At 58.8% G+C, this 24,748-nt stretch carries 24 protein-coding genes, 1 tRNA gene and 1 pseudogene; 7 read left to right on the top strand and 19 right to left on the bottom strand.

The window, feature by feature from the left end; translation table 11 throughout:
• The first annotated feature begins 31 nt into the window (after positions 1–31).
• Positions 32–1,216, top strand: coding sequence for an MFS transporter (locus GA830_RS03545; RefSeq protein ID WP_195163733.1), 1,185 nt, complete (start codon positions 32–34; stop codon positions 1,214–1,216).
• Between the two features lie 31 nt (positions 1,217–1,247).
• Here the strand turns inward: GA830_RS03545 and GA830_RS03540 are convergent, their stop codons facing one another.
• The 15 genes and pseudogenes from GA830_RS03540 to rplU form a co-directional block, all read right to left on the bottom strand.
• Entirely contained in the window at positions 1,248–1,496 is a 249-nt protein-coding gene (locus GA830_RS03540; protein WP_195163732.1) for a hypothetical protein, read from the bottom strand.
• Positions 1,497–1,668: 172 nt separating this feature from the next.
• Positions 1,669–2,193: an RNA pyrophosphohydrolase gene (locus tag GA830_RS03535; RefSeq protein ID WP_195163731.1), complete on the bottom strand. Its 525-nt coding sequence runs from the start codon at positions 2,191–2,193 to the stop codon at positions 1,669–1,671.
• Between the two features lie 3 nt (positions 2,194–2,196).
• Positions 2,197–3,366 (bottom strand): divergent polysaccharide deacetylase family protein, encoded by a 1,170-nt coding sequence (locus GA830_RS03530; protein WP_258045547.1) that lies wholly within the window; start codon positions 3,364–3,366, stop codon positions 2,197–2,199.
• A 106-nt stretch (positions 3,367–3,472) separates the two neighbouring features.
• A complete protein-coding gene (locus GA830_RS03525) occupies positions 3,473–4,801 on the bottom strand; it encodes a S41 family peptidase (RefSeq protein WP_195163730.1) in 1,329 nt (442 codons plus the stop codon).
• A gap of 1 nt (position 4,802) precedes the next feature.
• Positions 4,803–6,119, bottom strand: coding sequence for a murein hydrolase activator EnvC family protein (locus GA830_RS03520; protein ID WP_195164749.1), 1,317 nt, complete (start codon positions 6,117–6,119; stop codon positions 4,803–4,805).
• Between the two features lie 84 nt (positions 6,120–6,203).
• Entirely contained in the window at positions 6,204–6,686 is a 483-nt protein-coding gene (rlmH, locus tag GA830_RS03515; protein ID WP_195163729.1) for a 23S rRNA (pseudouridine(1915)-N(3))-methyltransferase RlmH, read from the bottom strand.
• A gap of 15 nt (positions 6,687–6,701) precedes the next feature.
• Positions 6,702–7,079 (bottom strand): ribosome silencing factor, encoded by a 378-nt coding sequence (rsfS, locus tag GA830_RS03510; RefSeq protein ID WP_195163728.1) that lies wholly within the window; start codon positions 7,077–7,079, stop codon positions 6,702–6,704.
• Between the two features lie 159 nt (positions 7,080–7,238).
• Positions 7,239–8,513 (bottom strand): MFS transporter, encoded by a 1,275-nt coding sequence (locus GA830_RS03505; protein ID WP_195163727.1) that lies wholly within the window; start codon positions 8,511–8,513, stop codon positions 7,239–7,241.
• Between the two features lie 94 nt (positions 8,514–8,607).
• The gene (locus tag GA830_RS03500; RefSeq protein WP_195164748.1) at positions 8,608–9,189 is read right to left on the bottom strand and encodes a nicotinate-nucleotide adenylyltransferase; all 582 of its coding nucleotides are present in this window, start codon (positions 9,187–9,189) and stop codon (positions 8,608–8,610) included.
• A 70-nt stretch (positions 9,190–9,259) separates the two neighbouring features.
• A complete protein-coding gene (locus GA830_RS03495) occupies positions 9,260–10,540 on the bottom strand; it encodes a glutamate-5-semialdehyde dehydrogenase (RefSeq protein ID WP_258045545.1) in 1,281 nt (426 codons plus the stop codon).
• Entirely contained in the window at positions 10,524–11,693 is a 1,170-nt protein-coding gene (gene proB / locus GA830_RS03490) for a glutamate 5-kinase (protein WP_195163726.1), read from the bottom strand. The genes GA830_RS03495 and proB overlap by 17 nt, the downstream gene beginning before the upstream one ends.
• A 10-nt stretch (positions 11,694–11,703) precedes the next feature.
• The gene (gene obgE, locus GA830_RS03485; protein WP_195163725.1) at positions 11,704–12,741 is read right to left on the bottom strand and encodes a GTPase ObgE; all 1,038 of its coding nucleotides are present in this window, start codon (positions 12,739–12,741) and stop codon (positions 11,704–11,706) included.
• 123 nt (positions 12,742–12,864) lie between these two features.
• Positions 12,865–13,455 (bottom strand): GNAT family N-acetyltransferase, encoded by a 591-nt coding sequence (locus GA830_RS03480; protein ID WP_195163724.1) that lies wholly within the window; start codon positions 13,453–13,455, stop codon positions 12,865–12,867.
• A 117-nt stretch (positions 13,456–13,572) separates the two neighbouring features.
• On the bottom strand, positions 13,573–13,842 hold the full coding sequence (gene rpmA, locus GA830_RS03475) for a 50S ribosomal protein L27 (protein WP_195163723.1): 270 nt from the start codon (positions 13,840–13,842) through the stop codon (positions 13,573–13,575).
• Positions 13,843–13,881: 39 nt separating this feature from the next.
• A pseudogene (gene rplU, locus GA830_RS03470) lies at positions 13,882–14,325 on the bottom strand (50S ribosomal protein L21); the annotation flags it as partial.
• A 347-nt stretch (positions 14,326–14,672) separates the two neighbouring features.
• On the opposite strand from rplU, the gene GA830_RS03465 reads away from it, so the two are divergent.
• From GA830_RS03465 to GA830_RS03440, 6 genes are all read left to right on the top strand, one after another.
• A tRNA-Ser gene (locus tag GA830_RS03465) sits at positions 14,673–14,762 on the top strand.
• 215 nt (positions 14,763–14,977) lie between these two features.
• Positions 14,978–15,235 carry a GlsB/YeaQ/YmgE family stress response membrane protein gene (locus GA830_RS03460; RefSeq protein WP_195163721.1) on the top strand — a complete coding sequence of 86 codons (258 nt, stop codon included), beginning with the start codon at positions 14,978–14,980 and terminating at the stop codon, positions 15,233–15,235.
• Between the two features lie 23 nt (positions 15,236–15,258).
• Positions 15,259–15,738, top strand: coding sequence for a YidB family protein (locus tag GA830_RS03455; RefSeq protein WP_195163720.1), 480 nt, complete (start codon positions 15,259–15,261; stop codon positions 15,736–15,738).
• Between the two features lie 395 nt (positions 15,739–16,133).
• Positions 16,134–17,078, top strand: coding sequence for a GNAT family N-acetyltransferase (locus GA830_RS03450; RefSeq protein WP_195163719.1), 945 nt, complete (start codon positions 16,134–16,136; stop codon positions 17,076–17,078).
• A 25-nt stretch (positions 17,079–17,103) separates the two neighbouring features.
• On the top strand, positions 17,104–18,129 hold the full coding sequence (locus GA830_RS03445) for a polysaccharide deacetylase family protein (RefSeq protein ID WP_195163718.1): 1,026 nt from the start codon (positions 17,104–17,106) through the stop codon (positions 18,127–18,129).
• Positions 18,130–18,446: 317 nt separating this feature from the next.
• Positions 18,447–19,124: a type 1 glutamine amidotransferase domain-containing protein gene (locus GA830_RS03440; RefSeq protein WP_195163717.1), complete on the top strand. Its 678-nt coding sequence runs from the start codon at positions 18,447–18,449 to the stop codon at positions 19,122–19,124.
• Positions 19,125–19,189: 65 nt separating this feature from the next.
• Here GA830_RS03440 and GA830_RS03435 read toward each other — a convergent pair whose 3' ends face one another.
• The 4 genes from GA830_RS03435 to GA830_RS03420 form a co-directional block, all read right to left on the bottom strand.
• Positions 19,190–19,777, bottom strand: a complete 588-nt coding sequence (locus GA830_RS03435; RefSeq protein ID WP_195163716.1) for a class I SAM-dependent methyltransferase — start codon at positions 19,775–19,777, stop codon at positions 19,190–19,192.
• A gap of 196 nt (positions 19,778–19,973) precedes the next feature.
• Positions 19,974–20,132: a DUF3309 family protein gene (locus GA830_RS03430; protein WP_195163715.1), complete on the bottom strand. Its 159-nt coding sequence runs from the start codon at positions 20,130–20,132 to the stop codon at positions 19,974–19,976.
• Positions 20,133–20,225: 93 nt separating this feature from the next.
• Positions 20,226–23,405, bottom strand: coding sequence for an efflux RND transporter permease subunit (locus tag GA830_RS03425; protein ID WP_195163714.1), 3,180 nt, complete (start codon positions 23,403–23,405; stop codon positions 20,226–20,228).
• Between the two features lie 4 nt (positions 23,406–23,409).
• Entirely contained in the window at positions 23,410–24,558 is a 1,149-nt protein-coding gene (locus GA830_RS03420; RefSeq protein WP_195163713.1) for an efflux RND transporter periplasmic adaptor subunit, read from the bottom strand.
• Positions 24,559–24,748 lie beyond the last annotated feature (190 nt).

The following is a 24,748-nucleotide window of genomic DNA, read 5'->3' as shown; positions in this document are numbered from 1 at the left end:
CGGGTTTTGAGGCTCTAAATTCAGGTATTCAATGGATTTAACGGTTCCTGCTGCCATCACGACCCGCGCGCGCTGGGCGGTCGGTGCGATGTTCTTTGCCAACGGTTTTCTGACCGGCAGTTGGGCACCGCAAATTCCCGTGCTTGTAGCGCGTCTGGGCATTACGTCTTTCACGCTTGGGTTCATGATTTTGGGATTTGGGGCCGGTGCTGTGCTGTCCATGGCTTGGGCTGGTCATCTAATCGCCCGGCACGGTTCCCAATGGGTCGTGCGTATGTTCGGTGTAGCCTGCGTGTTTGGACTTTTGCTGGTGGCACTCGCTCCGAATGTGGCGCTGACCGCGTGCGCGCTGTTTGTGTTTGGCGGCATGATAGGCGCCATGGACGTGGCCATGAATGCCAACGCGGTGACGGTGGAGCGGAAGCTGTTACGCGCCATTATGTCGTCGTCACATGGCTTCTGGAGCCTTGGCGGTTTCTTTGGCGGGGCCATGGGCGGCCTTGTCATCCAGCGGTTCGGCCATTTGCCCCACGCGGTTTTGGTAACATTGCTTGCCGGTGCGTTAGTTGCCATGGCCTACCGCGAAATCGCTGCGGACATTCCTGTCGCGCAGGAGCACCGCAAATTCGTGTTGCCTCGGAGCCCTGCCGTCTACCTTCTGGGTCTGATGGCGCTGCTTTCCATGAATTCAGAAGGAGCAGTGCTCGACTGGGCAGCGCTTTATCTTCGGGATGAGATGGGGAGTACAATCGCGACCGCAGGCTTCGCCTTCGCTGCGTTCTCTGGCGCGATGGCCGCGATGCGCTTCATGGGCGATGGCGTACGTAACAAGTTCGGCGCGGTGGTAACATTTCGCATCTCAAGCCTTGTTGCAGCGACGGGGATGCTCATTGCAGGACTTTCGCCATGGCCATGGCTCGTAATTTTAGCTTTTGCAGTAGGAGGCTTGGGCATCGCCAATATGATTCCGATCCTGTTTTCCGCTGCGGGAAACCAGCCGGGATTGGCCTCGGGGGCTGCCATCAGCGTGGTGACATTGATGGGCTATTCCGGTATCCTGGTCTCGCCATCCCTGATCGGGTTTGTGGGACAGTATGTCGGCTTTGCGCCGGTATTTGTCGGCGTTGCATTGCTGCTCTTGGTCGTTTTTCTGATGGCCGGCCTAACTCGTGCTGCCGATTTTGACCACGGGCCGAAACCTCCACAAGGCGAGTAGCCTCAGGACCCATTCCAATACAATCAGGCGTTTAGCCAGCGGCCTTGGCGCGCGATACCCGTTTCTTTTTGGCTGGGGCAGGCTCGAGAGCGGCTGCCTCGACGCGGTCAGCCTCTTCCTTGGCTAAGCGCAATTCGCGTAGCTTCGCGGTCTTTTGGGCTCTCATCTTCGCTTCAGTTTGGTATTCTGCGGTTGCTTTCGCGCGTTCAGCGGTTTTTTTCTGGGTCTCTAGAAAACGTGTCTCGGCTTTTTCCATGATGTTCTGCCTGTTGTCAGCCAATGAAAATGTTCCCTTTTATCGTTCGCAGAAAAATGCGTTCCTCTTGTAGATAGGCAATCCGCTGCAAAAAGACAAACATTTTGCCTGATTTGTCTTCTCGGGCAGGAACATTCAGATGCAAGGTAGTAATACTTGAGAATTGTTCGATGCAATGAGGCGTAACACGCAGTCGTCAAGAAGCAGCCGACTCGACGAGATGGGAAAAAGCGGCGACGACCTCTTCATAAACGCCGCGCTTGAAGGGAACGATCAGTTCCGGCAGCTCGTTAATCGGCTTCCAGGCCCAGCGATCAAATTCAGCTGTGTGGTCGCCTGGTGGAGGGTTGATGGCGATTTCGCTTTCGTCACCTTCGAAACGGAAGGCAAACCATTTTTGTTTCTGGCCGCGATATTTGCCTTTCAAGGCGATGCCGACCAAATGGGGAGGCAAATCATAGGTTATCCAGGCCGGTGTCTCGGCAAGGACGGTCACCGAGCGCATGCCGGTTTCCTCATAAAGTTCGCGTAAGGCAGCCGGGAATGGGTCTTCACCCTTGTCGATCCCGCCTTGCGGCATCTGCCAGAGCTTGTCGGCACCGTCGAGTTCGTCACGCTCGACAACGATCCGGTGGCCTGCCCAGACCAGACCTCGGTTGTTAAGCACCATGATGCCCACACAGGGGCGGTAAGGGAGAGTTTCAGGGTCGGTTGTGGTCATGCTCTATCCGCGCTCCGGATCTTTGGCGACTGCGGAGATCGGAACGATCTCAATGCCGCGTTTCTTGGCTTCGGCTATCCAGGACGCCACGGCATCGACGGTCACGTCGAAGGCGGAACCGATGCCTACGGCAAATCCTTTTGCGCGTGCGGTTCGCTCCACCTCGTCCAGTTTCTTGAGAATTTCGCCACGTTCGCGCACAGCGTCGATGGTCGTGTCGCCCTCGGCAAAGGGTACACCGTTCCGCAGGGCCTCGGCAGCGGCTGCACTGCGGGCGACAGTCCCGTCGTCGAGATACATCAGTCCGCGCTTGCCGAGCTCGGCCATGACGGGCGCCATGGACGCGGGATCGGTCGTGAAACGGGCTCCCATGTAGTTCATGATGCCGGTGTAATTGGTGGTGCGGGCTAGCGTCCAGTGCAGGTTTTCGACGTTCTCAGCAGGACTTGCATCGACTGTCAGAGTGCTTCGTCCGGGATTGACGCTTGGAAAATCAAACGGCTCCAGCGGCACCTGCATCATGATTTCATGCCCCTTGCGGCGTGCTGCCTGCATCCAGCGGCCGATGCTGTTGCCTTGCGAGGCAAAGGCAAGCGTCACTTCTGCAGGCAATTTATCGACAGCCTGCTGCGTGCCAGTCTGGGAAACAGCAAGGCCGCCGATGACAATCGCCACGCGTGCACCGCGAGCGCCCGACCAGGGCCTCGCATAGACATCAAAGGGGCGGCGGCCATCAGATGCGCGCGTGGGCAGTGGCCCGGCCGGCGTATTCTCAATCAGCGCCTTGTCGGGCAGATGGGCGATGCGCAGGTTCTGGCCAAGTGCCGACGGGTCGCGAATGACGATTACGCCGCTGCCGGAACCTTTGGCTTCAGGATTGACATGAATGATCGACGGACCCGTCGAATTGGGCACAGGCACGGTGGTTTCGGGCATCTGCGGTGGCAACGTTTCAGCTTTGGATGCCACCTCTACCAAGGGATCCTGGACGGCCAGAACAGAGGGCGCGCGGAATGGGCGTTCCCTGAGCGCGATGGCGCCGGAGGCTGCAAACACGACGAGTGCTGCAACAGCACCTGTCAGCGTCGCGCCGTTCAGTCGCATCCGCCGCGGGGAGGAGCGGTTGCCCCCCATCCCCAGCGGCCGTTCGATGTCCTTGATGGCTGGCTGCACGCCGCTTCCTCTGGTTGCGGGGAACAGCAAGGCGGGTCCGTGTCGAACCGACAAAACTGGATCGCCGCCGCCGGATCCCCTTGTGCCGGCGGCTACGGCGCTGCTCCTATTGTTGGTTCAGCACAGCCTTTTGCGGGTTCGGCGGGAATGCCGGATCAGTCTTGATGCCACGCAAAAGATCGAGCGCGTAGTTCAACTGCACGTCATCCTTAGGCTCAGGCGGGACATAGGCGGCAGAACCGGAACCCTGGTCGCCCTCCTCGGCACCCTTGATATGGCCCTTCAGATCCGACTCGCCACGGGTCAAATCGCGATCCTTCAAATCTTCCGGCAATGGCTGGTCGACCTTGATGTCGGGCGTGATGCCCTTGCCCTGAATCGATTTGCCCGACGGTGTGTAATAAAGTGCCGTGGTCAGCCGCAGGGCGCCGTTTTCGGCCAGTGGTATGATGGTCTGCACCGAGCCTTTGCCGAACGATTGCGTGCCAACAACCGTTGCACGGCGATGATCCTGCAATGCACCAGCAACGATCTCCGACGCGCTTGCCGAACCGCCATTGACGAGCACTACAAGTGGCTTGCCGTCGATCATGTCACCGGCACGCGAATCGAAGCGTGAAATGTCCTTGGGGTCGCGGCCGCGTGTCGAGACTATCTCGCCTCGTTCGAGGAAGGTGTCCGAGACGCTGACCGCCTGATCGAGCAGACCGCCCGGATTCAGGCGAAGATCAAGCACATAGCCCTTCAGCTTGTCGGCCGGGATCTTTGACTTGATATCGTCAATAGCCGCCTGGAGATCATCGAAGGTCTTTTCGGTGAAGGAGGTGATCTTCATATAGCCCACGTCATTTTCGACGCGGTACTTCACGGCCTTAACCTTGATGATGTCGCGCTTGATGCTGACCTTGATGGGCTTGTCTGCGCCTTCACGCAGCAGCGTGAGCTCGATAGATGTGTTGACCAGTCCCCGCATTTTCTCAACGGCGTCGTTGAGCGTCAGGCCGCGCACTTCCTCGCCGTCAATCTCGGCAATAAAGTCGCCAGCGCGAACACCAGCGCGCGCCGCCGGCGTGTCGTCGATGGGTGTGATAACCTTGACCAGGTCATTTTCCATGGTGACCTCGATGCCGAGGCCGCCGAATTCACCCTTGGTCTGGACGCGCATATCTTTTGCAGCATCCGGGTTGAGGTAGGAGGAATGCGGGTCGAGCGATGTCAGCATGCCATTGATGGCATTCTCTACCAGAGATTTCTCGTCTGGCGGCGTGACGTACTGGCCGCGCACACGTTCAAAGACGTCGCCGAAAATGGCCAACTGGCGGTAGGTCTCAGAGCCTGCGGCGTTTGCTGTCAGGCCCGGCGCGCCCTGCACCAAACTCATGGCCGAGGCCCCCATCAGGGCACCGGCAAACAGCAGCGTCAATTTACGAACCATCTCACGTCCTTCCAGAAACACGCACTGCCCACCATGGGGCAGGGTCGACGGGTTTTCCGTCTTTTCGGAATTCTACATAGAGTTCGGGGCCGGAGTCATTCTTTGTAGCCGCCGCACTCGCCACTTTCGCTTCACCCATAGCGCCGACCGGTTCGCCCGCCAAGACTGATTGGCCCGTAGTCACGCTGATTCTCGCCATTCCCGCCAAAACGACATGATAGCCATCGCCGGCGTTCAGGATCAAGAGTTGCCCGTAAGATCGGAAAGGCCCTGCATAAAGCACGCTCCCGTCAGCGGGCGCTGTAACGATGGCGCTCGAATGTGTCGCAACCGTGTCGCCAAGCATCACGCCGCCGTTACTGTCCTTGCCACCGAAGCGCCGCGAGCGCTGCCCGACAACTGGAAGAACCAGCTTTCCGCGCTGGCGCGAAAAAGGTGCCGTTTCAAGGAGACGGTTGGCTTCGGGGACGGGCATAGCGGCGCGAGCGGCATTGCGCTGCTTCTCGGCTTCACCAGCGCGCGCTGCTCGCTCTTCCGCCGTGCGTTTGCTAGCGGCTTCAGTTTCGAGGGAAGCTATCAAGTCCTTCAGGCTGCCAGCGCGGGCAGCAAGGGTTTCTGCCCGATGCTGTTCTTCCGCCAGCGCTATCTGCTGCGCGCTTTGCAGCCGGGTTTTTTCAGTTAGAAGGAGGTCGAGGCGCTGCTTTTCGGTTATCTGCTCAGCAATTGTCGTGCTCAGTCTTTTGTGCTCAGCTTCTATAGAAGCTGTAAGGCGGCTGAGTTCGTTAAGATCCGCCAGCAAGATCTCGGTTTCGGAGCGGAGTTGAGGCACAACTGCGCCCAGAAGAATTGCGCTGCGAACTGACGACAGCGCGTCCTCTGGTTTCACTAGAAGGGCGGGAGGTGGATTCAAACCCATGCGTTGAAGCGCGCCCAACACCTCTGCCAGAACGTCGCGCCGGGCCTCGAGGGATCTGTGAATACCGGTTTGCTGGCCCCTCAACGTATCCAGGCGGTCGGAAATGTCTTCGATATCCTGACCGAGTTTCTTCTCGGTCATCGCGGCCTGTATCAGCGCTGCAGTGATCGTCCCATGGTCCTTCTTCAACAAGTCGATTTCGGTCGTTAACTTGTCCAGATTTTCTTTGGAGAGCGCCATGTCGCGCGCCACCATTTCATATTCGCTCTGGCGTTGCGACTGGCGCGCGGCGACTGCTGCTGCATCTTCGGCGATCGCTGGCGAAATGACCGAAAAGGCAAGCACAATGAGCGCAGGGCTTGACCGCGCAGCTCTTCTTCCCAATTGGAGGATGGCTCTCATTACATGATCGGTCGCGTTGTGGATGTCACAGCGTACGAAGCAGGTCGCCGAGGTATCGTCAACCATCCGCCATTGCGTGATGGTTCAAGCCCGGTGATAAGGATGGCCAGACAGGATCGTCGCCGAGCGGTAAAGCTGTTCGGCCAGCATGATGCGCACAAGCTGGTGCGGCCAGGTCAGCGCCCCAAACGAAAGGCTGAGTGCGGCCACTTCTCGCGTGGAAGCGTCATGACCATCTGCGCCGCCTATGGCAAACGTCAATGCGCGCTGGCCGCCATCTCGAAAGGTGGCAATCTTGTCGGCAAATTCCTGGGAGGAAAAATTCTTGCCGCGCTCGTCTAGTAAAATTACTTTCGAGCCCGCGATCATCTGACCTTGCATCCGCATCGCCTCATCGCGTCGACGTTCATCGACGTTCTGGCTGCGGCTTTCGGGAAATTCGCTTACGCCCGCAAACTCAAGGCCGATCGCAGGGCCGCTTTTCGAAAACCGCTCGAAATAGCGGTCGGCGAGTTCCTTTTCGGGGCCGGACTTCATCCTGCCCACAGCAAGTATCGCGACCTTCATTGTGTCAAAGACAGTTCAATGAACCGTCTCTTCCTCAAGGTCGGGAGACTGCCACATCTTTTCGAGATTGTAGAATTCTCGCACCTCAGGTCGGAAGATGTGGACGATGACATCGCCTGCGTCGACCAGAACCCAGTCAGCACCCGGCAAACCTTCGACACGCGCTGTACCGAGGTCGTTTTCCTTTAGTGTCCGGATCAGCTGGTCTGCCACGGCTGCGACATGGCGATGCGAGCGACCAGATGCCACCACCATGTAGTCGCCGAGGCTGGACTTGCCCCGGATATCGATGCTGACAATATTTTCGGCCTTGGAGTCTTCCAAACTGGCAAGGACGGTTTTAATGGCGCGGGAGAAATCATCTTCTCGGTTTATCCCGGCCGGCGAAGGCATGTTGATGGAGGCCTTCTTCTCAGTTGCTGTTCGCAGTGTCTTCCCTTTCAAAACAGGAACCGGCTTGCCGCCATGGACGCTGACGGCACCACTTAGATAGGCAGAGTTAGGTTACACTTTCAAGACGCTGAAACGTCGATCTTGCCGTCCAGGTTCCGTTCACGACAATGAGCCCTCCTCCGCGGAGGAGAAAGCGAGCTCGACGGGCGGGGGCGCCTGTGCTGTCATCGGGGTGAAAATCCCGGTTTCGTCGGCAGGCACCGGCTTGGCCTGGAGCACCCGCCAGATCACGAAGCCGGAATAGGCGGCGGCAATTGCGATCACCACATAAATGAAGGACTGGGTGCCGAAAACAGCGCTCAGCCCGGTTACGAAGGCGGGAACCAAACAGCCCGAAAGCGACCATGCAAACAGAAGCGAACTCGACAGGGCGACCATGTCGTCCTTGGCAGCCCGATCACTGGCATGGGCACTGGCCAGCGAATAGACCGTTTCGGCGGCGCCATCCCAAAAAATATAAACCACCACCAAAATGGCCAACGCCCTGCCATCAAAGCCCAGCGCGAGCACGCCGCATATTGCGACGATCAACGAGACGAAGATCAGCACATAGCGGCGATCCGTGCGATCCGAGATCCAACCGAAGGGAATTTGCAAGAGTATGGTTCCGAGCGGCATTGCTGAAAGCAAAAGTGCGACATCTTGCTGGCTGTAGCCTTCTGCGGTTGCATGAATGGGGGCAAAGCCGGTGATGCTCATCGACATCCCGCCAACCGCGAGCATGCCCGCCACACCGACGGGGGATATGGCCCAAGCCTTGCGTATAGCCACGGTCGCCGACTTCGGGACAGGAGGTTGGCGAAGACGCGTCATGCCGACTGGCAGAATAGATAGCGCGGTGAAAGCGATACCGATCAGGGCTGCCTGCGTCCCGCCCATGTCGATCAACGATAGCGTGTAGTATCCAACGCCCAATCCGCCAATATAGGACACATTGAAGATCGCTATCACACGGCCACGTACCGAATTGTCAATGGCGTCGTTTAGCCAGCTTTGCGCAACAATGAATAGCCCGCAAATGGCAAAGCCATACAGCGTACGCGCGGCAATCCAAAGAACCGGGTAAGTGCCGAAACCAACCGCTGCGTTGGATAGTGCAATCAGGGCGGAAAGCACCATGAAGGCGCGTGCGTGGCCAACACGCCTGACCAGCGGTCCCGTCAGAATGCAGCCGGCAACGCCGCCAGCAGAAAGACCGGTGATGACCAATCCCGCCCAGGTCGGTGAGAAGCCTTCGGCGCCCAGACGGACCGGGATGTAGGCGAACATCAAACCATTGCCGACAGCCACCAGCGCCATCGAGATGATAATGCTGGCAATCGCGATCAACGGCGCGGGGGCCGAAATGTCGCTCTCGGATGTCCCGCGTTCCATGCCAAGTTCCTGCTGTTTCGATAGCGAGAGTGCCAACTAAAGCGGCCGGACGGAGCGGTAAAAGCGACATAGGTTACGCCGCTTTGACAGCGACTCAGCCGCCGCCTCGCAGGGCTGTAGAGGACAGAGATGAGCGTGGGCCGTGGATGAAGGTCCATGCCGGAGCCTTCCTGTGCGCCAGGTGCGGGGCGTCCTTTTCGTCGATACGAGCATAGTCGAATGTCTTGGCAACGACAGAAGAGAGAAACGAGAGCGTGGCACCGGGACGGTCGATGACGGCGATGGGAAACGTCATCACGATGTCTCGCCAACGCTGCCAGTGATGGAAGTCGCGAAGATTGTCGGCGCCCATGATCCAGACGAAATCAACGCCTGGATTGCGGGCTTTCACCAGCGCCATCGTGTCGGCGGTATAGCGCACATTATGGCTAGCCTCGAAGGCAGTGACTTTTATGCGCGGGTCACGGGCGATCGATTCCGATAGCCGTAACCGGGTGGTCAAAGAGGCTCGCTGGTTCCCGGCTTTCAGCGGGTTTCCGGGCGTTACGATCCACCAGAGTTGGTCGAGCGCCAGCCGGCGCAGTGCGATCTCGGCAACTAGTGCATGGCCGGCATGGGGCGGGTTGAAAGACCCACCGAAAAGACCGACTTGCATTCCGCTTTCCACGTAGGGCATGCGCAGGAAGCGCTGGTCGGGTTCGCTTTCGGCACTTGCGGTCATAACCGGGCCGAATCCGTTGCTGGCGTCACGCCCGTACCTGACCTGTGCCGCGCACCCGATATTTAAAGGAGGTCAACTGCTCGACGCCAACGGGGCCACGAGCATGCATCTTGCCGGTGGCGATGCCGATTTCACCGCCCATGCCGAACTCACCACCATCGGCAAACTGCGTCGAGGCGTTGTGAAGCAGGATGGCGGAATCAATCTCGTTGAAGAATCTTTCGACGACGACGGCATCTTCAGCGACAATCGCCTCGGTGTGATGAGAAGAATGTGTTTCGATGTGGTCGATGGCTGCATTGACGCCGTCGACAATACGCACAGACACAATCGCATCAAGATATTCAGTGTTCCAGTCCGCTGCGGTCGCCTCATGAGCAGACGGGAAAGCGGCCACCACATCGCCATCGCCACGAATCTCGCAGCCGGCGTCGGCCAGAGCTTCCAAGACAGCCACCAGATGCGTGTCGGCCACGGCCCGGTCAATAAGCAGCGTTTCCGCCGCACCGCAAATGCCGGTTCGCCGCATCTTGGCGTTGACTGCAATCGCGACTGCCATGTCGAGATTTGCCGAGCCGTCAATGTAGAGGTGACAGATGCCCTCCAGATGCGCGAACACCGGCACGCGGGCTTCACTCTGCACGCGCTCCACAAGACTGCGACCGCCGCGCGGAATGATAACATCTAGGTTGCCGGCCAGGCCTTTCAGCATCTCACCCACGGCTGCACGATCGGTGGTGGGGACGCGCTGGATGGCATCTTGCGGCAGGCCGGCGGCTTTCAACCCTTCAGCCAGGCAGGCGTGAATGGCTGCCGAGGAATGCACAGAATCCGAGCCACCGCGCAGGATAACCGCGTTGCCGGCCTTCAGGCACAACGCGCCAGCGTCTGCGGTGACATTGGGCCGGCTTTCATAGATGACACCAATGACACCGAGTGGGGTTCGTACGCGCTCGATCTTCAGGCCGTTCGGACGCTCCCATGCGGCCATTATTGCACCGACAGGATCAGCAAGGTCAGCAATGGCGCGAATGCCGTTCGCCATGTCGGCGATACGTTCACTGGTTAACTTCAGTCGGTCCATAGAAGCCGGCGAAAGACCGGTTTCGATGCCGCTGGCCATGTCGGCGGCGTTCGCGTACAGGATTTTGTCTATCGATTGTTCAATGGCGTTGGCGATAGCGACCAAGGCAGCATTTTTACGGTCGGAGCCGGCGATGGCCAACGGGCGCGCAGCGGCACGGGCGCGTCGGCCAAGATCGGCCATCTGTTCGACAGTCCCCACGCCATCACTTCGCGCCAGCATGATATCCCTCCGCACCGATTTCAGCCCGGACCGCAGCGTGGCCCATCACCAGATCGTCGCGATGCACCATGGCCGAGCGCGCCTGATATCCTAGAACGTCGGCGATCTCGGTTGTTTTCAACCCGGCAATCCTTACCGCGTCCGCGGCATCATAGGCAACCAGCCCGCGCGCCATCTCGCTGCCATCCGGTGCCATGATCGCGACCGTGTCACCGCGGGAAAAACTGCCGCTGACCTGCTTTACGCCGGCAGGGAGGAGGGATTTACCGGCCTGCAACGCGCTTATCGCACCGGCATCGACAACCAGTCGGCCGGCTGGCTCGAGTTGCCCCGCAATCCACGTCTTGTAGCCTTTCACGGGACTGGCACTGGGGTGGAAGTAGGTGGCGCGTTCGCCGCGCTCGATCGCCAGCAGCGGTGACAGACGCGTTCCCGACGTGATGATCATGGCGGTTCCAGCAGCGGTGGCGATCTTGCCGGCATCCAGCTTGGTGCGCATACCGCCGCGCGACAGCACAGACGCCGCTGCACCGGCCATTGCCTCAATCTCGGGCGTGATGCGCTCGACCACCGGAATAAACCGCGCATTAGGAACATGGGCGGGCGGGGCGGTATAAAGGCCGTCGATATCGGAGAGCAGAACCAGAAGGTCGCCGCCCATCATTGTCGCGACGCGGGCTGCCAGCCGGTCATTGTCGCCATAGCGGATTTCTGTCGTGGCAACCGTGTCGTTCTCGTTGATCACCGGCACCGCCTTCATTTTCAGCAGCGTCGAGATGGTGGCGCGCGCGTTGAGGTAGCGACGTCGTTCCTCGGTATCGGCCAGCGTCAGTAAAATCTGTCCAGACTTCATGCCATTTTTGCCCAGCGCCTCTGACCATGCTCCGGCCAGCGCGATCTGCCCAACAGCTGCGGCCGCCTGACTTTCCTCGAGCTTGAGCACCCGGTTGCCCAGGCCGAGAATGGTGCGGCCAAGCGCGATCGCTCCGGACGAGACGACCAGAATTTCTACACCTCGGGCTGAAAGCGTTGAAATATCGTCAGCCAGCGAGGCGATCCAGTCGCGTCGGACACCCGCCTGCGGATCGACCAGCAGCGCTGAACCGATCTTGACGGTTATCCGGCGGAAGCTTGAAAGCGCAGGCTGGTGCATGGCGGTCTTGTCACTTTTCCCAGCGCGATTCCGATTTGACCGTGACCGGCCGCTCGCCGCGCGATTGCTCAACAATCCCGATCAGAGCGCGCAATACGTCTTCCACGCCTTCGCGGGATACAGCCGAAAGCACAAGCGGCGCGCGGCCTGCGGCCTTTTTCAGCGCTGCCAGCTTTTTCTTGCGGCTGTCGGGGTCCAGCGTGTCGGCCTGGCTCAGCGCCACAATCTCGGCCTTGTCTTCCAGGCCGTGACCATAGGCGGCCAGTTCGGCGCGCACGGTCTTGTAGGCAAGGCCAGGATTTTCCTCCTGTGCGGAGACGAGATGAAGGAGCACCCGCGTGCGCTCGACATGGCCGAGGAACCGGTCGCCGATGCCGACGCCTTCATGAGCGCCCTCTATCAGGCCTGGAATATCGGCAATGACAAATTCGCGTGCATCAATGCGCGCCACGCCCAGGTTGGGATGCAGCGTGGTGAAGGGATAGTCGGCGATCTTGGGCTTGGCCGCTGTCACCGAAGCCAGAAAGGTTGATTTTCCAGCATTGGGCAAGCCAACCACACCGGCATCTGCGATAAGCTTCAGGCGCAGCCAGATAGTATGTTCTATGCCCGGCAAGCCAGGATTGGCTCGGCGCGGTGCCTGGTTGGTTGAGGTCTTGAAATGCTGGTTGCCGAAGCCGCCATTGCCGCCAGCGCTGAGGCGAAAACGCTGACCAACCTCGGTCAGATCGCTTATCAGCGTTTCATTGTCTTCTTCGAATATCTGGGTGCCGGCCGGAACCCTCAGCGTTACATCAGTTCCCTTGGCACCGGTGCGGTTGCGGCCCATGCCGTGGACACCGGTCTTGGCGCGAAAATGCTGCTGGTAGCGATAATCGATCAGCGTGTTAAGCCCATCGACGACCTCGATCCAGACATCGCCGCCGCGCCCGCCGTCACCACCATCAGGTCCGCCGAACTCGATAAATTTTTCACGCCGGAACGAGACGCTGCCAGCGCCGCCGTCGCCGGATCGGGTGTACACTTTGGCTTGGTCGAGAAATTTCATTGTTCAGCAAACTACATTACGCTCTGGGTCGAGACTTCCTCTAGCGCAAAGCCTTTTTAAGCGCGAGTGCGCATGATTTCTTTCTTCGAACGGCCATCCTGCCGTTCGCATAAATATTCCGGTCTAAGCTCGTGACCAGCTTTTCAGGCTGACCCATGTCTTGCGGTCGAGGCTGTAGCGCTCCACTGGCACCTGGCCGGCGACAATCGAGTTCAGCATACCTTGGCCAGAATACTGGAAGCCGCACTTGTGGATGACCCGGCGCGAGGCCGCGTTAATGACCCGACATGAAACGTTGAGCGCATTGATCGTGGTGGCGCGAAACGCCACATCCACCAACGCGTGGGCCGCCTCGGTGGCGTAGCCATGCTTCCAGTACGGTTCACCGATCCAATAGCCCATTTCGAGGCCGCGGTCGGTGCCATTCAGACCGGCGCATCCGATGAAAGCGCCGCTCTCGGCCAAAGTTACAGCATAGCTACAGCCGGCCTTCTTGGGCACGCGCGTCATCGCAACAAATGCGCGCGCTTCTGCCTCGCCATAGGGGTAGGGCATGCGCGACAGCATTTCGGCGACGCGACGGTTGTTTGCCAATTGCGCGAGTTCTGCCATGTCGTCTTCATGCGGCGGGCGCAGCACCAGCCGTTCGGTGACGAGGATCGGGCAGTCAATTGCCGGACTCTCGGGCTCCAGATCTTCGGCTTCAGCAATCATTGTCGAGCTCCAGGCATGAAAAAGGGGAGATGGTGGCCCATCTCCCCTGATCCTTTTTCTGGACTGTCCAGACACCGGTCCCCGAGATGGGAGCCGGTAAGTGTGTCGCGGAACCGGCTACTCCGCTGCGTCCTGAATCGGTGCTACCGATACATAGGTTCGGCCATTTGCTTTTTTGCGGAATGCGACGGCGCCTTCGCCGAGTGCAAAAAGCGTGTGGTCTTTTCCCATGCCCACATTGGTGCCTGGGTGCCACTGGGTGCCACGTTGACGGATAATGATATTTCCGGCGATGACTTTTTCGCCGCCAAACTTCTTTACGCCGAGGCGCTTGGACTCGGAATCGCGACCGTTGCGCGACGAGCCGCCAGCTTTCTTATGTGCCATTGCAGATCTCCTTCGTGCTCAGTCTTATTCTTTTTCCGCCGCGGCTACAGCCTTTTTCGGCGCAGCCTTCTTGGCAGGCTTCTTTTCGACCGTGTCGGTGGCGGCAGGTGCCGTAACCGTCTCGACCTTGTCTTCTTTCTTGGCCGCCGCCTTCTTCGACGGCTTGGCGCCGGCGGTCAGTATCTCGGCAATTCGCACGGTTGTCTCGTGCTGGCGATGGCCCCGCTTTCGGCGCGAATTCTGCCGGCGGCGCTTCTTGAATGCTATAACAGTTTTAGCGCGGCCCTGTAGGACCACTTCCGCCGTAACCGTTGCGTCCGCGATGAAAGGCGCACCAAAAGTGACGGCTTCGCCTTCACCATGCGCCAGCACCTGGCCGATTTCGACGATGTCACCGACTTCGCCGGCAACCTTCTCGATCTTCAACACATCATTGGCGGCTACGCGATACTGCTTACCGCCCGTTTTAATGACTGCGAACATTTTTTGCCTTTCGCTGTTCGGTCCGGCTCAATGAGCTGCCCTAGAAGGCAACCCGGCCGTCTTTTTATCAGTCTGCGGGTTTTCGGAGATTTTTTGCCATTCTTTCGAAAGGCAAAGCCGCTCCGGTCTTTCAATTCATGCATTCCGGGCGGAAAACCGCTTGGCACTTTTCCAGGACTGCATAAAAATGCCTCGGGAGCAGAAACGATCCGCACCTGAAGCGTGCCGTGCTTATCGCAAGGTCCGGTTGAAGTCAACGCAATGTCGGGTTTTCATGCTTTGGCCCTTGCGGCGGGCCGCCACAGCCGTTATTGAGTGCGCCGCGCCGGCAACGGCCGACCCACACCGGAGAGGTGGCAGAGTGGTCGAATGCACCGCACTCGAAATGCGGCATGGGTGCAAGCCCATCGGGGGTTCGAATCCCTCCCTCTCCGCCATGAACCTGAGTTGCCCCAGTTTCAATATTAACAATAGCTTAGAGGCTAACGGCGAATCGCTGCTGCCCAAGAATTCTCCCCCCAAGATCCGAAATTGGCGTCTGTCCATCCTAAGGGTATGGGCCTAGTGACTACATAGGTCTGTTTAACTGCGAACCTTAGGGAACGTTGAGGCGCCACGCGCGTTGCAGGTCATCAGTTAGCAGGAGCGAACAATGGGTATCATCTGGACTATCATTATCGGCTTTGTCGCGGGCATCATTGCCAAATTCGTTATGCCGGGTAGCAACGAGCCATCAGGTTTTATTTTGACGACGATCCTGGGCATCGTTGGCGCGTTTGTGGCCTCATATCTGGGTCAGGCGCTGGGATGGTATGCGCCGGGTGAAGGTGCAGGCCTCATCGGTGCTGTTGTGGGCGCGATCATCGTGCTCGTCATCTGGGGAATGATTGCCGGCCGCCAGCGCACTTGATCGGCATAAAAAGGAGTATTTCAATGGCACGAATGCCTTCAATGGTTGCATTGCTCGGCTTGCTTGCCGTGGCAGGCTACCAAAACCGAGATAAGCTCGGCGGAATGCTGGATGGATTGAGTAAGGGCGGTAATCCGGCTGATCCCAATAACCGGGAAAGTGGCCTGGAAGGGATTCTTGGCGGTCTAGGCGGCATGCTCGGCGGCGCCACAAGCGGCAGCGTGCTGAGTAGTGGCCTAGGCGATCTGATAGATCGTTTTCGCCAAACGGGCCGCGGTGAAAAAGCTGACAGTTGGATCAACGAGGGCGCCAATGCATCCCTTGAGGCATCCGATCTTGAGGAAGCGCTTGGCGACGATACCATCGTGGAGCTCACTCAAAAGACCGGGCTGTCGCGCAGCGAGTTGCTCAAGCGCCTGTCTGACACTCTGCCTGATGCAGTCAACCAGCTTACTCCGGACGGACGCTTGCCGTCGGAGGTAGAAGCGAGCCGCTTCGGATAGGCGATCTGGGTTACGCATTGTCAGTCAGGCGGGCCAGATCTAGATCTGGCCCGCCTGAATCTGATTAGAGGCCACGCAGACTGCGATTCGACATCCAGACGACATCGCGGCCGTCAAAACTCTCTAGGTTCGAGAACGTTTAGACGCTAAGGGAGCAAGCCTCCTACTATGAGACGAGGGAGGCAGCCGATCCGGCGACTTTCAAAGCCATGTCGGCTGCTGGAACGCCGTCCATTTTTCATGTCACCGAGGTCTGCTTCCGCGGCATCAAACGCGCCCGTCTCGGGTCGGTCACTTTTCGGTCGCGCACGGCACGTCACAAGCGCGCACTTTCAACTCTTAACCCGCGCGCAATGGTTGCGCAGTAACATCGCGCTTCCATTGGGGGAGTGACAATGATCGTTGTCGCGGTCGAAGAAAAGCCGGGCTATGTCGAGACCGCGAGACTTGCGGCTGAAGCTTTTGCTTCTGCGGACAGTTCTTTCGATCCCGAACATCTTCGGTGGTTCTATGAGGACTGCTTTACCGAAGGCACAACGATTGTCGGCCTGACCGATACGGATACGGGCCAGAAAATCGGGCAAATCGCGCTGGTGCGGCAGTCGGTTCTGGTGAATGGCAAGCCAGAGCCAGCGGCGGAACTCGTCGATCTTTTCGTGCTCAAGCAATGGCGTGGGCGCGAGCGGGTGCAGATGCTCTATGACGAGGTCGGGCGCCAGTTCGCCAAGCAGAAACTGCGCTTTGCCTTTGGCATGCCCAACGCCAAAGCACTGCCGGTCAATGAGCGGTTCTTCGACCTCAAGGGCTTTCTGCGGCTCGAACTACGGGCGGGGATCGCACTGCCGTGGCTCTCGGCAAGCGTGATTGCGAACGAGCCGTTTGACCGTTTGCGCCGAGACCACTTCGTGGCGCTGTTCGACCAATATGCGACCAGTGGCGAGGAAACCGGATTGCGTTGGGATGGCGAAGCGTTGTTCAGGCGGTTGTGCGGGCTGAAATACTCTTATGCGATCCACGCCACGGAAGGTCTGTTGCTCATATCGTCAGCGCGGCTTACGCGCTCGGTCCCCTACACACTGCTCGCCGCATTTCTGCGCCGTTCGGGCGTTACGCCCACGCGCGCCGATGTGCGGTCGGTGACGCGGGCAGCCGCCGCGTTCTGGAAGCGTCCGCAGTTCATTTTCGCCGGATTGAACCGGACGCTGCCCTTCATTCCGGGTATCCCGCTGCCCGATAGGGTGCGGCCTTCGCCGATGATCCTGCAGATGCGGGATTTCGCGCCAGAGCGCACAAAACTGGAATTCGACCGCTTCCAACTCATCGACTTCGATTTTGCCTGAATGTAGCCGACACCGGAACCTCACAATGAAAGCGCTTCTCAAGCAGATAGCCATAACAGGGGCACTGGAAGCCATTGCCCTGACTAGGGCAGGGCGAATCTTCCCAGGAGCAGCCGGGCGCGGCATAATTTTTACGCTGCATCATGTGCGGCCCGCTGAAAATCGCACCTACGAGCCGAACGCTGTGCTTTCATTAACGCCTGAATTTCTCGAGAAGGCCATCCTTGAAACGAGAGCGAAGGGGTATGAAGCGGTTGCCTTGTCGGACTTGCGCGGACGGCTGGATGAAGCGGACGCCACGCGCCGGTTCGTTGCCTTCACCCTCGATGACGGGTTGCGGGACAACGCAAAGTTTGCGGCCCCCGTTTTTCGCAAGCATGATGTGCCTTACACGATCTTTCTGACCAAAGGGCTGGTAGAAAGAACCCGCACCATGTGGTGGGAAACAGCAGAAGTGCTGACACGGCAGGCGCATTCGTTTGCGTTTGATTTCGGCGGCGGACCAGTCACCGTTGTCGCCGACACTGCCAAGCAAAAACACGAAGCTTTCCTGCGGCTGGCGCGGTTTGTCGAAGCAATCGACGAAGACGCAGCCGTTGCGCGCATAGACCAGGCGGCATTTGCGGCCGGGATCGATCCGAAGGCGATCGTCGAAGCTGAAATTATGGATGCAGCGGAAATCCGCCAGCTGGGAGCCGACCCACTCGCGCATTTCGGCGCGCATACCTTGACCCATTGCAATTTGGCACGCGTGTCGCCGGAACGTCTGGCGGATGAAATATCGGAGTCGATTTCAGCTATCGAGCGGTGGACCGGTTCCCGCCCGGTGTCGCTGGCCTATCCGTACGGGTGGGGGCGGGCGTGCGGGGTGCGCGAGGCCGAAGCAGCCGCAAAAGCCGGGCTGCGCGTTGCGGTGACAACTCAGCCCGGGGTATTGAAGGGAAACAGCGATAACTGGATGCTGCTTCCCCGCGTTTCCCTCAACGGGCTTTATCAGAAGCGCCGCTACGTGCGGGCGCTGTTAAGCGGCATACCGTTCGGATTCATGTAGAACTGGCAGTCCATAGCCCCCCCCGATCTGCCGGGTGATTCATCGCGGGCGTTATTAAACTCAACCCAACTCACTGGTACGGCGGTGTGCGGGCACATCGTTTTGACCCGATGATTTGGGAAGAGCACAAGCGCTTGGCGAAGCAGCCAGCTCGAAGAAAGTGCGTGGGAATTTGATATCAATGTACCCGGCGTGGTGGGGTCTTGCCGCAGCTGGTTGGTGATCCCAGCATATATCCGCCGCTTTCTTCAGGTTGCTGAGGGGTGAAAACTTTGGCAGGCGCGTGATCCGCCTGGCCGCAATTGAAAGGCACTAAAATGAAAATCCTTATGGTTTTGACATCGCACGATAAACTGGGTGACACCGGCAAAAAGACTGGTTTCTGGCTCGAAGAGTTCGCAGCGCCCTACTACGTCTTCAAAGATGCAGGCGCCGAGATAATCCTCGCCTCGCCCAAGGGTGGCCAGCCGCCGATTGACCCATCCAGCGATGATGCGGCGGCCCAAACCGATGACACCCGACGCTTCAAGGCCGACACCGAGGCTCAGAAAACTCTTGCGAGTACGCTGAAACTGGCGGAGGTCACCGCGGCCGGCTTTGACGCTATTTTCTATCCAGGAGGCCATGGTCCGCTATGGGATCTGGCTGAAAGCGCGGACAGCAAGCGCCTGATCGAGGCATTTGCTGCTGCTGATCGTCCAATAGGTGCCGTCTGTCACGCTCCCGGAGTATTCCGCCACACGCTGGGCACCGATGGAAAACCGTTGGTCGCAGGGCGCCGCGTAACTGGGTTTACAAACACTGAAGAAGAGGCGGTCGGTTTGACCAAAATTGTGCCTTTCCTCGTCGAAGACATGTTGAATGCCAACGGCGGTCTCTATGAAAAGGGCGCTGACTGGGCCAGTTTCGTGCTGCGTGACGGCAAACTGATCACCGGACAGAACCCAGCCTCTTCGGCCGAAGCGGCAAGGGAAATGCTGGAACTTCTGGCATAGTCATAATTAGCGTGGCTGCGGAGCACGGAGACTTCGCAACCCGCTCTCAGCACTGCTGTTAAACATCACTCGCGGCGCACCGCAGTGACAGCGACCCACTCGGTGGGTTGTTTGTCGAACGCGCTTCCCTGCCAACTTTCGGTGCTGAGTTCTGACCAGTCGCCCCCCGCGTGCCAGACGGCAGAAAGTTCAGGGGCGCTGAGGTAATTGTAATGCCGGCCTAGGGCGTCCAGACTTTCAGCCGCACCAGACTTGAAACTCGCCCAGACAACGCCATTGTGGCGCAATGCGGTGTGGACGCGTGTGATTACGCCACCGAGTTCCTGACGTGGCACGTGCAGGAGCGAGGCGCTTGCATATATGCCGTCATAGGCGCGCTTCGCGGCAAGCTCCTGAAATTGCATCACACGAACGGGCTGCCTGATATGATGCTCCGCTATCGCGGCCAGCTGAGAAGATCCATCTGTCGCGTCGACTCTGAAGCCGGCACAGATCATGGCTCGCGCATCCCGACCGCTGCCGGTACCTAGCTCAAGAATTTCACCGCCGGGCGTACACCGGTTCAAGAATGTGGCGAGTCTGGGATTGATCGTTCCACTTGCCGCGTAGGTATGAGCATTCGAGTTGTAAAAATCTCTTGTTGAATCCGTCATGGTCGCCTGTCCATTGTCGGTCCAGTGTGAACCTTCAACGGTGCTGCATGCAATGATCTGTCACCAGTGGCTCGCTGGAGGCTTTACGCCGCTTCGCTGCATGTCAGCGCGATTCATAGCAAAAGATCCTGCGTTTGTACGAACGCAGGATCTTTTTCGTAGCGTCAGTCAGCTACGGAAATAAACTAAATGACCGTCAGATCTTGCCCATCAAGAGCATGATAACGAGCACGACGAGAATCACGCCGACAATACCCGAAGGCCCGTAACCCCAGCCGCTTGAGTGCGGCCATGCTGGAATGGCGCCGAGCAGAGCCAGGACGAGGATGATGATGAGGATGGTGCCGAGCGTCATGGAAGTCTCCCGTTGTAAATGCTGTCCCCCACAATGCATGAAGCCCACAGATGGTTCCCGCGGACTTCACAATTTTGACACATCTTGGGCAGGCTATTCTGCCGCTTTGCGGAATTCGCCTTCAAATTCCGCCGGATGCTCATCAATCACGATCGCTTCGACGGGTTTTGCCTTGCGGCTGAAAAGCTTTTGCTTGAAACGCCTAAGCCAGCCAAGCTGGCCCGGGACGGGCTTGTCTCGGGTGAAGACCATCAGCATCGATGGTGTGACCACCAGCGTCAGGACGGTAGCGAAGGACAGGCCGAAGACGATGGCCGAGGAGAGCGCGATCCACCATTGGGTAGACGGCGCGTTGATGGTCGTCTCGCGGTGGAAGATTTCCAGCCCGAGGCCAAAGGCGATCGGCAACACGCCGAGGATTGCCGACATGGCGGTGAGCACCACGGGACGCGCGCGCTCACGGCAGGTTTGCAGCACGGCGTCGAGCTTGTTCCAGCCTTCCTCTCGCAGCCGGTCATAGGTGTCGATCAACACAATATTGTTGTTGACGACAACGCCGGCCAGCGCGATCACGCCGATTCCCGACATGACGATGACGAAGGCCTGTCCAGTCAGCATCATCCCCAGCAGCGCGCCGATTGTTGCCATCACCACGCATGAGAGCACCAGAAATACACTGGTGAACTTATTAAACTGCGCCAAAAGCACGATGAAGATCAAGAAGATTGCTGCGCCAAAGGCATTGCCCAAGAACGCGCTCGCCTCGGCGCTGTCTTCGTTGGAGCCACCGAGTTTCCAGTCGATGCCGGGAAGGGTCATACCTTCGACAACCTTGATGACAGCGGCCTGAACTTCTGCGACCTGGTAGCCCGAGGCGACGTTGCCTTGGATCGTGATGGTGCGCTTGGCGTCCACCCGGTTAAGGACGCCTACCGTCATCTCCGGCCTGCGTGTGACAAAGTTGGAGATGGGTACGGAGCCCTGCGACGTTTCAATCCGTAGCTGGTCGAGCGCCGACAGGGTGCGCCGGTCCTCCGGCAGACGCAGGCGAATGTCAACCGCGTCATCAGCGCCGGCGGGACGGTAGTCGGTGAGTTTTAGCCCGGTCGTGACCAGCTGCACTACCGTGCCCACTTCCATCGGGCTGATGCCATATTGGGCAGCCTTGGTGCGGTCTATCTCGAGCGCCCAGTCGATGCCCGGTGGCGGAAGGCCGTCTGAAATATCGATCACACCCGGCACCTTGGCGACCGCGGCAGCCACTTCTTTGGCCTTGTCGTTCAGGCCGGCCGGGTTTACCGCAGACAGTTCGACCTGGACCGGCTTGCCGGTTGGCGGGCCTGCGTCGGGCACACGCACTTCGACGTCGACACCTGGAATGCCGGCCATGACACCCCGCAGGTCGTCGAGGATGGTGTTTGCAGGCTTGCGTTCGCGCCAGTCAACGAACTCGTACTGAATCACGCCCACAACATCTTCGGGGATTTCAGCGCCGCCGCCGCGCGTTTTTCCGACGCGGGTGTAAACCGACTTGATGCCTGGCCAACCTAGAATGCGGCTCTCCGCCTCGCGCGTCGCATTGTCCATTTCGTCCAATGACAGATTGCCGCGGGCATGCACGTAGAGCAGGCCATAGTCTGGCTCTACCGACGGGAAGAACTCGACACCGGCGCCATATTTCGAATAAGCGACGGGCACCGCCACCAGCAGTGCAAGGGTGAGGAGAAGCACTGTCTTGGGGTAGTGGACGGCCTTGAAGACGACCGCCATATAAGCTCCGTCCTTGCCGTCACTTTCTTCGTGCACGGGAGCCTTGGCGAAAAGGGCTCCGAGTGTCGGTGCAAAAATCAGCGCGTAGAGCATCGATGCCGCCAGCGTCACGATTAACGTGATAGGCAGATATTTCATGAAATCGCCGATGATACCCGGCCAGAACAGCAGCGGCGAAAAGGCCGCTATGCGGGTCATCGTGGCCGCTATTACCGGGCCAGCCATGCGCTTGGCGGCCAATTCAAAGGCTTCGGCCTTATCCATGCCTTCCGACATGCGACGTTCGGCGAATTCGGTCACGATGATGGCATCGTCGACCAGCATGCCGACGGCCAAGATCAGGCTGAACAGCACGATCATGTTGATCGTGAAGCCCATTAGGCCGAGCGCCAGAATGCCCATCAGGAAGGAAGACGGGATGGCGAGGCCGATCAGAAGCGAGGCGCGGCCGGAAAGCGCATAGAGAATGACGATAAAAACCAGGATGACAGCGATCATCACATGGTTCTGAAGGTCGTTTAGAAGCTGGTTTACGAACACCGACTTGTCCTGGGTGTAGGTCACTTCCATGCCTTCCGGCATCGTTTTAATGAAGTCGTCTGCAACGCGCTTGGCGCCTTCGATCGTTTCAACGACGTTTTCGCCGATGCGCTTCTTGACCTCAATGGCGATGGCAGGCTTGCCATCGAGACGCGTAATCGTCTCAGCGTCCTTGAAGGTCGAGCGCACCGTTGCCAGATCCTGTACGCGCACCACAGCGTTCGGGCCGGCCACGACAGGCAGATTGGCGACATCTTCGGGGGTCTCGATCAGAGCCGGAACCTTGATGGCATATTTGCCTTCGGTGCCCTCGATTGCTCCTGCGGCGACAAGACTGTTTGACGCGCCAATCCCTTGGATGAGTTGGCCAAGTTGCAGGCCGTAGGACGAGAGCTTCATCGGATCGATGATGGCTTCTACCAGCTCTTCGCGTGAGCCTTGGATCGTTCCTTCTAGAACGCCCGGGACTTCCTCGATTCGGTCGCGTAGTCGCTTGGCAGCCTCGGTCAATGCACGCTCGGGCAGATTGCCAGACAGCGTCACCACAAGAACCGGGAACTCCGAGATGTTAACCTCATTGACCGTTGGTTCCTCGACGCCGGTCGGCAGGTCCCGCTTAGCGTCCTGAACCTTGTTGCGCGTGTCGATCAGGGCATCACCGAGGTCGGTGGACGGATCGAATTCCACAAGAACGTAACCGCCGCCCTGATAGGCGGCGGACTTCATTTGCTTGAGCCCTTTCAGGCTCTTGAGTTTGGCCTCGACAGGCCTGAGCAACAGCCGTTCAGAGTCTTCCGGCGAAATGCCCTGATACACCAGGCTGACATACATGACCGGGACCGGCACGTCCGGTTCGGCCTCTTTGGGTAGAGACCGGTAAGACAGGGCGCCGGCAATGACCAAAAACACCAGGACTGAAAGCGTCAGCCGGGCGTTGTTTATGGCAATTTTTACGATATCCATGGCGCTACTGCGTCCCGGTGGCATCTTTGACGAGCTTATCGATCATCGCCTGGTCGGCCGGCACGGCTTTGACCGTATCGCCTTCCTTCACAAGATCCTGACCGGCAACAATAACCCGCGCATCAGCAGGAACTCCGGCCAGAACCAGCCCGGTGGGGGTGTCGTCAACCAGATCGATTGGAAAAAATACGACGTGTTGATCCTTGTCGACGGCACGAATGCCAAGGTCGCCGTTCTGGCTCAACGTGACCACCGAGCGTGGAAGGACTACCGCTTCGACCGGGGCCGAGCGAAGGGTTAGTTCGGCAGTCATACCCGCCGAAATTTCGGCCTTTGGGTTGGGTATTGCTGCCTCCACGCTGTAGGTGCGGGTGGCCGCTGCGGCCTCCCGGCTGATGTAGCGGACAGTGCCTTCCACGGACTGGCCATGGACCAGCGTGGCCTCCGCCTTGTCGCCAATCCTGATATGGGAAAGTTCGCGTTCGCTGATTTCACCGCGGACGATCACCGGGTCAAGGCTGATCAAGGTGGCCACTTCTCCACCCTGTGCCACGGAGCTACCCAGTTCGACAGAAACCTTGTCAACTATTCCGCCAAAGGGCGCAACGATGCGAATGCGGTCGAGGTCGGCCTGCGCGGCTTCCAGCTGAGACTTGGCAACTGCAACTGCTGACACTGCATTGTCGAGCTGCAACTTTGGCAAGTTGCCTGACTTGGCCAGGCGCTGAGATGCCACAAGCTGAGCCTCGCGCTGCTTGACGACTTGGCGGGCAGTATCAACTGCGGCAGGCTTATCTTCGGCGTCGAGCTCGAGGATAAGGTCACCTGAATTTACGCGGTCCCCCTGCTTAATGGGAAGCTTTGCGATGATGCCAGCGGCGCGCGTCGCCAACATGGCCCGTTTATCGGCTTCGGTTATTCCTGCCAGACGGATCGCGCGTTCATGTTTGATGCGGGGTGGTAAAACAACCGCAACCGTGCGCACCACGGGAGCTGGCGCGACCGTTTCAGCCACGGGCCTTTGCTGCTCGGCGGTAGCTTCGGTCTCCGCAGTTGCGCTACCGACCGAGGAAAACTTTCCGGTTCCCATCCAGAGCGCGAAACCGACCAGCACAACCAACGCCAGAAGCTGGTTCACACGAAATTTTGGCATAACTATTTTTTCCACCTGGAGGCATGAGATCGATTGTTGCCTCCAGCTACCGCAGATGGGCTCGCTGAATGCGAGAATCAATGATCCGCGCTACCCGTCGCAGTAATTGCGGCGGGTTTTACCCCAAAGTTGCAACCTGTGACACCCAAAAAATTGACCTGATGGTCAATCCTGACAACAGGCTTTCATG

Source organism: Mesorhizobium sp. NBSH29 (genome assembly GCF_015500055.1).
Lineage (GTDB): Bacteria > Pseudomonadota > Alphaproteobacteria > Rhizobiales > Rhizobiaceae > Neomesorhizobium.
Note: the sequence above shows the minus strand (reverse complement) of the source record. Positions and strands in the feature narration are given on the sequence as shown.